Origin of the sequence: Escherichia sp. XD33 (assembly GCF_019375075.1) — a bacterium.
Classification (GTDB): Bacteria; Pseudomonadota; Gammaproteobacteria; order Enterobacterales; family Enterobacteriaceae; genus Enterobacter; species Enterobacter flexneri_A.
On record NZ_JAENDM010000044.1, the window covers coordinates 22,228 to 33,388 of the forward strand.

General features: G+C 43.4%; 11 protein-coding genes and 2 tRNA genes. 3 read left to right on the forward strand and 10 right to left on the reverse strand.

Annotated features, from left to right (window positions below; all coding sequences use genetic code 11):
- Nucleotides 1–57 precede the first annotated feature (57 nt).
- Nucleotides 58–133 (reverse strand) — tRNA-Asn (locus K0778_RS19690).
- 100 nt (nt 134–233) lie between these two features.
- Entirely contained in the window at nt 234–1,031 is a 798-nt protein-coding gene (mtfA, locus tag K0778_RS19695) for a DgsA anti-repressor MtfA (RefSeq protein ID WP_001302302.1), read from the reverse strand.
- 93 nt (nt 1,032–1,124) lie between these two features.
- On the opposite strand from mtfA, the gene K0778_RS19700 reads away from it, so the two are divergent.
- A tRNA-Ser gene (locus tag K0778_RS19700) sits at nt 1,125–1,214 on the forward strand.
- A 569-nt stretch (nt 1,215–1,783) separates the two neighbouring features.
- Here the strand turns inward: K0778_RS19700 and K0778_RS19705 are convergent.
- From K0778_RS19705 to hiuH, 5 genes are all read right to left on the reverse strand, one after another.
- A complete protein-coding gene (locus K0778_RS19705; RefSeq protein ID WP_001079074.1) occupies nt 1,784–2,314 on the reverse strand; it encodes a cytochrome b in 531 nt (176 codons plus the stop codon).
- A 342-nt stretch (nt 2,315–2,656) separates the two neighbouring features.
- Complete coding sequence (gene zinT / locus K0778_RS19710; protein WP_001007759.1) at nt 2,657–3,307, reverse strand: metal-binding protein ZinT; 651 nt, start codon at nt 3,305–3,307, stop codon at nt 2,657–2,659.
- A 257-nt stretch (nt 3,308–3,564) separates the two neighbouring features.
- A complete protein-coding gene (gene msrQ, locus K0778_RS19715) occupies nt 3,565–4,200 on the reverse strand; it encodes a protein-methionine-sulfoxide reductase heme-binding subunit MsrQ (protein WP_001240105.1) in 636 nt (211 codons plus the stop codon).
- Nucleotides 4,201–5,205 carry a protein-methionine-sulfoxide reductase catalytic subunit MsrP gene (msrP, locus tag K0778_RS19720; RefSeq protein ID WP_000740100.1) on the reverse strand — a complete coding sequence of 335 codons (1,005 nt, stop codon included), beginning with the start codon at nt 5,203–5,205 and terminating at the stop codon, nt 4,201–4,203.
- Nucleotides 5,206–5,313: 108 nt separating this feature from the next.
- On the reverse strand, nt 5,314–5,727 hold the full coding sequence (gene hiuH, locus K0778_RS19725; protein ID WP_000920127.1) for a hydroxyisourate hydrolase: 414 nt from the start codon (nt 5,725–5,727) through the stop codon (nt 5,314–5,316).
- A 132-nt stretch (nt 5,728–5,859) separates the two neighbouring features.
- On the opposite strand from hiuH, the gene hprR reads away from it, so the two are divergent.
- Both hprR and hprS read left to right on the forward strand, forming a co-directional pair.
- Complete coding sequence (hprR, locus tag K0778_RS19730; RefSeq protein ID WP_001339045.1) at nt 5,860–6,531, forward strand: response regulator transcription factor HprR; 672 nt, start codon at nt 5,860–5,862, stop codon at nt 6,529–6,531.
- Entirely contained in the window at nt 6,531–7,889 is a 1,359-nt protein-coding gene (hprS, locus tag K0778_RS19735) for a two-component system sensor histidine kinase HprS (RefSeq protein WP_153449116.1), read from the forward strand. Before hprR ends, hprS begins: the two co-directional genes overlap by 1 nt.
- A gap of 107 nt (nt 7,890–7,996) precedes the next feature.
- On the opposite strand, the gene hchA is transcribed toward hprS, so the two are convergent.
- The 3 genes from hchA to K0778_RS19750 form a co-directional block, all read right to left on the reverse strand.
- Nucleotides 7,997–8,848 carry a glyoxalase III HchA gene (gene hchA / locus K0778_RS19740; RefSeq protein ID WP_000218204.1) on the reverse strand — a complete coding sequence of 284 codons (852 nt, stop codon included), beginning with the start codon at nt 8,846–8,848 and terminating at the stop codon, nt 7,997–7,999.
- Between the two features lie 592 nt (nt 8,849–9,440).
- The gene (locus K0778_RS19745) at nt 9,441–10,514 is read right to left on the reverse strand and encodes a porin (protein ID WP_000824361.1); all 1,074 of its coding nucleotides are present in this window, start codon (nt 10,512–10,514) and stop codon (nt 9,441–9,443) included.
- Between the two features lie 452 nt (nt 10,515–10,966).
- A partial coding sequence (locus tag K0778_RS19750; RefSeq protein ID WP_000298061.1) for an IS1 family transposase occupies nt 10,967–11,161 on the reverse strand: 195 nt, incomplete at its 5' end.

Here is an 11,161-nt window from a genome sequence, read left to right on the forward strand (position 1 = left end):
AAACAATGTTCAACTAAGGTCAGTGACATTGCGCTAAAAAAGCGAATTTTTAGAATTTGGCTCCTCTGACTGGACTCGAACCAGTGACATACGGATTAACAGTCCGCCGTTCTACCGACTGAACTACAGAGGAATCGTGTGAACGGGGCGAATATTACTTAGCGGTACCTTGTCTGTCAACACTAAATTTCATAAGTCATTTCAATTGGTTAATTAATCTGCAAAGTTGTTAATTAATGAACATTCGTCGCCGAAAACGAGTCTGTATCATTAGCGTGATGCAGTCTCTGCAAAGGATCTTGTTGATAAAATTGGCAGAAACGTTGCCACAATGAAGGGAAACGAGGAGCAAAAAGTTCTGGGGCGCTAAAGAAATATTCAGAAAGTACGGCAAAACATTCAGCAGGATCGCTGGCTGCATAAGCATCAATGCTCGCCGCATTCTCGCCAACCAATTCGATTTCTTCCTGAATGTTGTTCATTGCAGCATGAAGATCGTGTTCCCAGCCAGCAACCTCACGCAACGGAATAAAGGGAACTCCGCTGGCGCGATCGCCGTTACGGGTGTCCAGCTTATGAGCGACTTCATGAATAATCAGGTTAAAACCAGAAGCATCAAAAGAATCTTGTATATCCAACCAGTTCAAAACGATAGGCCCTTGCTGCCAGCTCTGACCTGACTGAACAATACGTTGGTTATGCACCAGACCGATATCGTCTTCCCATTCATCATCGACCACAAATGGCGCAGGATAAATTAAGACTTCATGAAAACCATCCAGCCATTCCAGTCCTAACTCCAGAACGGGTAGGCAAAATAGAAGTGCTATCCGGCAGCTTCTTAATGAATCCAGTTCAAAGCCCTGTAAAGGAACAAGCCGCTTTTGCTGTAAAAAACGTTCGGCAAGAGTGACTAATTTGCTTTGTTCCTGTTCCGTCAGACACGTTAAAAGGGGGATCGATAGTGCTTCCTGCCAGGGAAGGGCAGTTTGATGTGCTGATTCTTGTACTTTCCAGGGCCACTTAATCATCGTTTTGCTCGCAAACTCGTCACTTGAACAAAATTGCACGGACAGGGACTGTTAAAATGCCAAATTTCCTGGCATCATGGCAACCATCTGAACGGAGAGATGCCGGAGCGGCTGAACGGACCGGTCTCGAAAACCGGAGTAGGGGCAACTCTACCGGGGGTTCAAATCCCCCTCTCTCCGCCACTTTATCAATGACTTATCTCCCGACTTCCCGCCTTGCTTTTCCTAAACAGAACAATCGTAGAATATTCTTGAAGGGTTAGATCGTCACTGTTTTCTGTTCGATACTGTGACATTCAGCACTTGATTCGCTATGGATCTGACAGGAAGCTTTCGAGCGAAAATGTGCAGTTATTCAGTCGTTTTCTTATCGCTCACCATTATTCTTTTAGACATTCATCCTATGAAACTGCCGCAAAGTTGGTGGTGGGAACTGAAGTTGCGTAGAGAAGGGTTCAATAATTGAGTCAAAAAAGGAACGCGGCCGTCAGATTAAAGCCGCGGGACAAAGTCCATAATTTCCAAGAGTTGTTGAATTTCCCAGCTTTTTTGAAAGCCTTTGTATCATACTAACAAGTAAAAAAGGTTTAAATACCAAAATTAACCTGTATTTTTGATAAGTCTTACCATTGTACGATTTACACAGTTTCTGCTCCTCCTTGTTGATAGTGGAAAGGGTGCATTGTGCACTTGCGTAAACATTTATGACGCGTTGATGTCCATGGTTCACATTTCCTTGTCAGGGGATCGACTTATTTGCGGCGAGGCATCATTCGTAACAGAGTATTATCTTTCTGAATGTAGTGATGAAAGAGTGCTGCGCCAGCGTGAGCTGCGATTAAAAAGTAACCTATATTTGCCCAGGTTTCGTGAATATTTTTTATCAGTGCTTTAATTTCGCTGTTTGGGGTAACAAAGGGAGACACATTGAAACCAAGGAAACTCCACGATTTTCCACTGTAAGCCATCAAAGCAATCCCCAGCAGAGGAAGTGCAAGGAAGGTTATATAAAGCATGATGTGCATTAGCGAAGCCGCTTTCATTTGCCAGGCAGGTGGCGGTGGCACAATAGAAGGATCACTATAACGGTGTTTTATAATCAGGCGTGAAAACATTAACACCCAAACGAATATACCCGCATTGTAATGTGTTTCTCGCATCAGCAGATAAGTACTACTACCTTTAGGAAACCAGCCACGGAGTTCCATCGCGGCATAGGTTATTGCAACGAAAAGCAGCGTTATCCAATGTAAATAAATTTGAGTTTTTGAGAATCGGTTCATTTTTGTAGCTCCTGTAATTTTTACAGTCAAGCTATCCCACGAACCTTAAAAATTCCTTATACAGATGTGGTTTTAAGAATTTGTTATTTAAAAAATTGATAGTGCACATTGTAACCAGCCAATATAAGCAATGGCGTGAGCACAGGTATCTTTCTCTGTTGGCCGTATTGTGTATGGAATCCGTTATTGGTTAACTCAATGCGGGTTAGCTTATTAATATACAGACACGTCATAGTGATGAGCGTGTCTGTAGCTAGCTTGCGTTCAGTGGCGTTTGTGGATGGACCAGTGGCAGTTATGATGACTTACTAAAGCGGCATCGAGGCGTTATCATGAGAATACTCAATGAGACATCATTTCCTCGACCACTTCTTCGCTACTCAACTGATATGGATAATACGTTGGCCAGTTTTCCATTTCATTTAATAAAGATTGCTGTGAATCATTACCCATAAAAATGTGAAAATGAGATGATTTTCGTGGTGCAATTATATGATCGCTAAATTGTATATATTTAGGGGCTTTGCTTTCAGGATCTTTACATTCGAATAAGTAACGAACGCCTTTCTTGCCTGATTTATAGGTGAGTATTTTGTATCCATCGTAATCATATTTACAGGATGTTGTTTCATTATTTCTATGGAATTCAACAATGCCGTCCTCAATGCCAATCATCTCGATATCTGTTGCATAACCTTTGTGATAATAATCTTTAATTTCAGCAAATGTTTTAGTTTTATCTGCATCCGCTTTCTTCTGAAAGACGGGGTCAAGTTTGCCACTTTGCAGTAAAGGATAAACGGATTGCCAGACTCCATCCCAGTCACTGAGCGTTCGGTTTTGTACATTGGCATCATCAAAAACACCATTAGCAGCTTTTTGTTCGACCTCTGTTAAGGGTTTGCCGTGTGAGTGATGACCATGCGAAAAGGCAGGAGCGCTAACAATAAAGACACCTAAAGCAACAGCCAGTTTGTGAAGACGAATCGCCAAAACAGTTTTCCTCCAGAGTCATTGTATATGATGTGTAATGTTATATTGTAACATATGGCAAAATGCAACAACTCTTAGGAGATGAGAGCATAGTTTTCTCAGGTGTACTTATCTATCTTATTGAAATAAAATGAATTATATTGATAATTTGAGGTTGATGACAAACGAAACATAATCTGATGTGATCTGCGTAGGCCGGATAGGGCGCTCGCGCCGCATCCGGCAGGGATAACGCGTACTTTGTCGGCAATATGAAGTTATACAGATAATTTGTTGTGAACCTGCTTGCGTAACCGGTTAAAAAGGGAACGCAACTTCTTATACCGTAAGGCTAAAAGCAGTACAGCCAGCCCAGCGTAGATGAGCGGCTGCGGTGAAATAATCTTCACTGACCACAGATAATGTATTGGGGCCAGGATCGCGACAAGATAGACGAAATTATGCAACTGTTGCCAGTGCTTGCCGAGTTTTCGCTGCATCGCCTGGGTTGAAGTAAACGCTAAAGCAAGCAAAATAACCCAGCTGATAATTCCTAACGTTAAATAAGGCCGGGTAATTAACTCCTTGCCTAATAACGCCAGATTATTCACGCCCAGCTCCAGCAATGCGTAACTGGTTAAATGCAGTGTCGCCCAGGCAAAGCACCATAAGCCTAACAGGCGGCGAGTGCGTATCAATAACGGCTGTTTTGCGTAGCGTGCCAGAGGTGTGATTAACAAGGTCGCCAGCAAAAATTTCAGTGCAGTGCGACCGGTAAAATGCTGAATATCTTTCACCGGATCGGCACCCAGTCCACCGTGATTGATCGCCCAGACCAGCCAGAGAAACGGCAACAATCCGGCAAGATGCAGGCTAACTTTCAGCCATGTCACCTGTTTTGCTGTCAGACGCATTCAGAAATTCTCCCGCAAATCCAGGCCACGATACAGCGATGCCACCTGGTCGGCGTAACCATTAAACAGTAGCGTTGGCTGGCGCTGAACATCGAGGATGCCGCCTGAACCAATAAATCGTTCGGTAGCCTGTGACCAGCGCGGGTGATCAACATGCGGATTAACGTTGGCGTAAAAACCGTATTCGTCAGGCGCTGCCAGATTCCAGGTGGTTGGCGGACGCTCGCGGGTCAGCTTAATACTGACTATCGATTTAATCCCTTTAAAGCCATATTTCCACGGCACAATCAGTCGTACCGGCGCGCCATTTTGTGGCGGTAACGCCTTGCCATAAACACCCACGGTCATCAGTGTGAGCGGATGCATTGCTTCGTCGAGACGCAATCCTTCGACATAAGGATATTTCAGCCCGCCGCCGATAAAGCGGTCCTGCTGGCCTGGCATTTGTTCCGGTGCATAAATTGTTTCGAAAGCGACATACTTCGCATTGCTGGTGGGTTCGGCAAGCGCCAGCAATTTGTGCAGCGGAAAACCAATCCACGGCACCACCATCGACCATGCCTCCACGCAGCGCATACGATAAATACGCTCTTCCAGCGGGAAGCGACGGGTTAAATCATCGTGATCGAGGGTCAATGGTTTTGCCACTTCGCCGCTGATTTTCAGTGTCCATGGATCGGTTTTCAGGCTACCAGCATTAGCGGCGGGATCGGCTTTATCCAGCCCGAATTCATAGAAGTTGTTATAACCGGAGACTTTATCTACTGGCGTCAGTGGCAGGTTATTTTGCCAGGCGGCAGGCTTGCTGAACTCCAGCGGTTTTCCGGCGGGGGCGGGCGGGCGATCGTTCCCTTTAAACCAGCTAAGCAGATCGGCATGCGCAGCGTGAGGCAAAGAAAGTGCAGCTGCACTGATGCCCAGTGCTTTTAACACCTGCCGACGCTTCATAAAGAATACCGACTCGGCCGTAACATCTGATTCTTTTAAAAATTGATTCTTTTTCATAAGCCATCACACTTTTTTGTCGTTAGCCAGCAAGAGCCGTTTACTGTTAATCTGTCAGGGAGTGTCCTCCCTAACAGTAGCAGAGATCTGCTTTTACATATTTATGCATTAACTGCCACGATAGGTTGAATACCCATATTGGCTAAGTAATAAAGGCACATGATAATGCTCGTTCACTTTATTAATATGAAATTCAACGGGGATCTCAGGGAAGAAACTTTCAAGATTTTGTTTCTTGAAATAGTCCCCGGTTTTAAATACGACACGGTAATCGCCCGTAGTTGCAGTTTGCTCGGGCCACAGTGCCTTAATTCGTCCATCCTTATCTGTTTTGGCGGTATTAAGTTGTAACCAGCCGTTATCCGCCTTCTTTTCAAGAGTGACTGTCACGTCAGCAGCGGGTTTTCCGGTTTGCTGGTTCAAAATGTGCACGCTAAGAATGTTTTGTTGTGCGGCATAAACCAAAGAAGGTAATGAAAATGCTGCCGTTGCTACCGAGAGTACTAAATAACGCTTTAACATGTTTATATCCTTGTCATGTGAATGAGTTTTGAGGATAGCGAAAAAGCGGCCAGGGTAACCTTACAGCAGCATTACAATTTTGTAATGAACCAGGCTGTTTCTATAACATATGATTTATGGCATATTATTTTCATGAAGATTTTACTTATTGAAGATAATCAAAGGACCCAGGAGTGGGTAACGCAGGGGCTTTCCGAAGCGGGTTATGTCATTGATGCCGTTTCTGATGGCAGAGATGGGCTTTATCTTGCGCTGAAGGATGATTATGCATTGATAATTCTGGATATTATGCTTCCGGGTATGGATGGCTGGCAGATCTTACAAACGTTAAGAACAGCAAAGCAAACCCCTGTTATTTGCCTTACTGCAAGGGATTCTGTCGATGACAGAGTCAGAGGGCTGGACAGTGGAGCAAATGATTATCTGGTAAAACCTTTTTCATTTTCTGAGTTGCTGGCAAGGGTTCGGGCACAATTAAGGCAACATCACGCTTTGAATTCAACATTAGAAATCAGTGGCTTAAGAATGGACTCTGTAAGTCAAAGTGTGAGCAGGGACAATATCAGTATTACACTGACGCGCAAGGAGTTTCAGTTACTTTGGCTACTGGCCTCCAGAGCTGGCGAAATTATACCCAGAACGGTTATTGCGAGTGAAATTTGGGGAATCAACTTTGATAGTGATACCAATACGGTGGATGTCGCCATTCGCAGGCTCCGCGCAAAAGTTGATGATCCTTTTCCTGAAAAGCTAATCGCCACAATCCGGGGGATGGGCTATTCATTCGTAGCGGTAAAAAAATAATGAAAAGATTGTCTATAACCGTCCGTTTAACCTTGCTTTTTATATTGCTTCTGTCTGTTGCTGGCGCTGGAATTGTCTGGACTCTCTATAATGGCCTGGCAAGTGAGTTGAAATGGCGCGATGATACAACACTCATTAACCGGACAGCACAGATCAAGCAGTTGTTAATTGATGGGGTAAATCCAGATACGTTACCTGTATACTTTAACCGGATGATGGATGTTAGTCAGGATATCTTGATCATTCATGGTGATGGCATCAATAAAATTGTTAACCGGACAAATGTCAGTGATGACATGTTAAATAACATACCTGCTAGTGAGACAATCAGCGCAGCTGGCATTTACAGAAGCATTATTAATGATACTGAGATTGATGCTTTACGAATTAATATTGATGAAGTTTCGCCATCATTAACGGTTACTGTGGCTAAATTGGCTTCAGCCAGACATAACATGCTTGAACAGTATAAAATTAATAGCATTATAATTTGCATTGTCGCCATTGTACTTTGCTCAGTATTAAGTCCGCTGTTAATCAGAACGGGATTACGAGAGATCAAAAAGTTGAGTGGTGTAACGGAAGCGCTGAATTATAACTATAGCCGAGAGCCTGTTGAGGTTAGCGCATTACCGAGAGAACTAAAACCTCTTGGGCAGGCGTTGAATAAAATGCATCAAGCCTTAGTCAAAGATTTTGAACGCCTAAGTCAATTTGCTGACGATCTCGCTCATGAACTTAGAACGCCCATTAATGCATTACTGGGTCAGAATCAGGTTACGCTCAGTCAAACCAGAAGTATCGCTGAATATCAAAAAACAATTGCCGGTAACATTGAAGAGTTGGAAAATATTTCGCGGTTAACAGAGAACATACTGTTTCTTGCCCGGGCAGATAAAAACAATGTTTTGGTGAAACTGGACTCGCTTTCTCTCAATAAGGAAGTCGAAAATTTGTTGGATTATCTTGAATATCTTTTAGACGAGAAAGAGATTTGCTTTAAGGTCGAGTGCAATCAGCAAATCTTTGCGGATAAAATTTTACTGCAACGAATGTTATCGAATCTTATTGTTAATGCCATTAGATATTCACCAGAAAAATCGCGTATTCATATAACCAGTTTTCTTGATACCAACGGCTATCTTAATATTGATATCGCCAGTCCTGGAACGAAAATACATGAGCCTGAAAAACTCTTCCGTAGATTTTGGCGGGGAGATAATTCGCGTCATTCCGTAGGTCAGGGACTTGGTCTTTCTTTAGTCAAAGCGATTGCCGAATTGCATGGGGGAAGTGCTTCATATCACTATCTCAATAAGCATAATGTGTTCCGAATTACGTTACCGCAAAGAAATTAACATAGGGCTTCAGTACGCCATAAATTAACCGTGAAAAAACGCAGCCACGTCGTGAGTACTAACGCGGCTGCGATTAATTATGCGCTTACATTCAAACGTAACAGGGATTAACCCGCGTAAGCTGCCAGCATTTCCTGCGCCGCCAGTTTACCCAACGCATTCGCTGCGAAAGGACTGTCGCCGGTGAGAAGTTTACGGTCCTTATGTACTCGCCCGGTGATGTCGTCATTAATGATGTTCATGCCCATTTTCTTCAGCTCTTCGCCGAAGTACCAGGTGAGATGACCTGGCATATAGCCAATATCTGGCGTTTGTTTGTCTGCGGCGTCTGGGAATGCGCAAATGGAATAACCATTCAGTGGGTTATCGCCGTGGCGAAGCGCCAGAAAAGCCGCCGGGCCGTGGCAAAGGGAGATAACAAAACGGTCATTTTTGATTGCCCACTGTAAAGCGGCAGCTACGTCCTGGCTTTCAGGTAAACCAATAAGTGCGCCATGACCACCAGGAACAAAGATTGCTGCATATTCGCTATCAGCGTTGAGGCTGGCGACAACATCCGCGAGTTTCTTCGGATTGCGGAACAACGATTTATGCTGCTCAAAGAATGGCATTACTTTTTCATCTTTGTGCGGCATAGCCCAGTATTCAAACTTGGTCATCAGACCGGAAATGGTCGCCACTTCGAATTCGAAACCTGCAGCATGGAGATGATACAACGGCAGCAACGTTTCAATCGGATGGTTACCGGTCGAGAACAGTTTTCCGTTATCGGTTGGCAAATAACGTTCGTCCGCGGCGATCACCAGAATTTTATGCTTACCGCGATACGGTTTTGGATAGTCCACGCCATCAAGATCAGAGACGGGACTGGTATATTGGCTAAGCGAATATTCTGAAGGGAAGAACGCATTATCTTCAGCAATATCGACCTGCGGATTTTTACTTGTTTGAACAGTCATAGTGTATTCCTTATTGTTGCTTAGTTAGGGTAGTCACTATATTTGCGACTGAGCTGGTCGCTATTTTTAACCAGGCTGGAAAATTGAGTAAATATATCGAAAGCGGTAGTCGGCGGGTGTAAGTATGTAATGATGATGCTGCACTGGTGTTGAATATTATTCACGCCAAATTTTCCTTATTGAGCAACGTCGTCGCAAGTGGCCTCAATGATTTTAGACCATTATCAGAGATGCGGGGCGGTGGGGAGAGATTTAGTGATGTGGAATATTGTGGTGCTGATGAATATTTATATCGCGGATTGGTAGAGAAAAAGCTTATTTCATGCACTATTTTTGCAAAGATTTCTATTTGGGAAGCGTGTTTGTTACGGGGTAATTCATCAGAATGTGCATTTGGGGTGTTGGCTGGAAGAGTCGCTGGTAGATGTTATTGTGGCAGGAGGGGCAGGGTAAGGTGCTGTATCGATATGCTTTGGCAATTGCGTGTGCCGCAGATGGAGATGAAATGCCAATAAAAAAGCCTGAGTTCGATGAGGGACGAACTCAGGCTAGTGTTATGTTTTACAGTAACACGCCGCGGCGCGTTGGCTGATTAGAACTGGTAGACGATACCAACTGCAAACTGGTCATCAGTTGCGGCATCGGTAATCGCTGCATCGTCTTTATCCAGCAGGTTAAATTTGTATGCTGTGTAGACGTTCATGTTCTTATTGAAGTAGTACCAGGTACCAACTTCGATATAATTTACGCGGTCAGCATCAACACCTTTATGTCCATCACGAGCATAAAGATCTTTGCCTTTGGAATATACGTAGCCTAAAGACGGACGTAAACCGAAGTCGAACTGATACTGTACAACAGCTTCAAAGTTTTGGGTTTTATTTGCAAAATGATCATTAGCCAAAACGGTCATGTTGCGGGTTTCACCGTACATCATTGCTGCATAGATATTATTTGCATCATACTTGGCTGCTAATGACCACACTTCAGCGTTATCACCGTAGCCGTCACCAGCTTGTTCATTAGTACGATCAGATTTGCTATATGCACCTACAAAACCAAAACCTTCGATGTTGTAGTCTACAGACAACGCATAGCCATCACCGTTTTGTTTAGTAACGCCACGATTGCTGTTCTTACCTTGATATTGCACAGCAAAATTCAGACCATCAACCAGACCAAAGAAATCAGAGTTACGGTAGGTTGCAACACCGTTGGTACGACCGTTCATGAAGTTGTCAGCGGAAGCCCAGGAATCACCACCCCATTCAACTAACATATCGGTATAAGCTGCGGCATCATAAGCAACACCGTAGTTACGACCATAGTCGAAAGATCCTAACTCGTTATATTTCAAACCTGCGAAGGTTAAACGGGTTTTTTCCTGATTAGAGCCTTCGGGCTTGCTGGCGTCGAGGTTGTATTCAAACTGACCAAAACCAGTCAGTTCGCTGGTGATTTGGGTTTCACCTTTAACACCGAAACGAGCATAGGAGGTATCTTCGTTTTCGCTGTTATTATCATCAGTATTTGACCAGATGCGTTCGCCAACCATCTTGCCGTAGAAATCAACTTTATTGCCATCTTTATTGTAAATTTCAGCCGCATTTGCTGCGCCAGCAACTAATAACGCCGGGACCAGCATTGCCAGAACTTTTCTTTTCATTATGTATTCCCTTGTGATTATAATCTTCATGAATATATCAATAAGTGCCGTTATCCAAAAAAAAGCACATTTGGATACTATTCTATGAAGTTCATTTTATTTTAAGGATTACGTGTAACAAATATATTTAAAAGATTTCAAAATGTTTCTAATCTATTTAATATAATTCAGAATTATGAATTCTAAATATAAATATTCATGAAATTATAAATGTATATCAATATGTTATGAGTTGAGCGGAAACATAGGGGGTATCAATGATTGTTGCGCCAAACGGCTGGTGTGATCAGGCGCACATTAATGAAGGCATAAAAAAAGCCGGCATCATGCCGGCCCAAAAAATATAAACAAGACGATAAAAGGCTAATAACGGAAGCATCATGACACAGAATAATAAAAAGGTATAATTGTAATCAGTGCTAATATATTGATTAAATGGTAATGACTCCAACTTATTGATAGTGTTTTATGTTCAGATAATGCCCGATGACTTTGTCATGCAGCTCCACCGATTTTGAGAACGACAGCGACTTCCGTCCCAGCCGTGCCAGGTGCTGCCTCAGATTCAGGTTATGCCGCTCAATTCGCTGCGTATATCGCTTGCTGATTACGTGCAGCTTTCCCTTCAGGCGGGATTCATACAGCGG

What these genes read in the sequence shown, in the direction of transcription:
- mtfA (WP_001302302.1), bottom strand. Translation starts at nt 1,031, where the DNA reads ATGATTAAGTGGCCCTGGAAAGTACAAGAATCAGCACATCAAACTGCC.
- K0778_RS19705 (WP_001079074.1), bottom strand. Translation starts at nt 2,314, where the DNA reads ATGAACCGATTCTCAAAAACTCAAATTTATTTACATTGGATAACGCTG.
- msrQ (WP_001240105.1), bottom strand. Translation starts at nt 4,200, where the DNA reads ATGCGTCTGACAGCAAAACAGGTGACATGGCTGAAAGTTAGCCTGCAT.
- msrP (WP_000740100.1), bottom strand. Translation starts at nt 5,205, where the DNA reads ATGAAAAAGAATCAATTTTTAAAAGAATCAGATGTTACGGCCGAGTCG.
- hiuH (WP_000920127.1), bottom strand. Translation starts at nt 5,727, where the DNA reads ATGTTAAAGCGTTATTTAGTACTCTCGGTAGCAACGGCAGCATTTTCA.
- hprR (WP_001339045.1), top strand. Translation starts at nt 5,860, where the DNA reads ATGAAGATTTTACTTATTGAAGATAATCAAAGGACCCAGGAGTGGGTA.
- hprS (WP_153449116.1), top strand. Translation starts at nt 6,531, where the DNA reads ATGAAAAGATTGTCTATAACCGTCCGTTTAACCTTGCTTTTTATATTG.
- hchA (WP_000218204.1), bottom strand. Translation starts at nt 8,848, where the DNA reads ATGACTGTTCAAACAAGTAAAAATCCGCAGGTCGATATTGCTGAAGAT.
- K0778_RS19745 (WP_000824361.1), bottom strand. Translation starts at nt 10,514, where the DNA reads ATGAAAAGAAAAGTTCTGGCAATGCTGGTCCCGGCGTTATTAGTTGCT.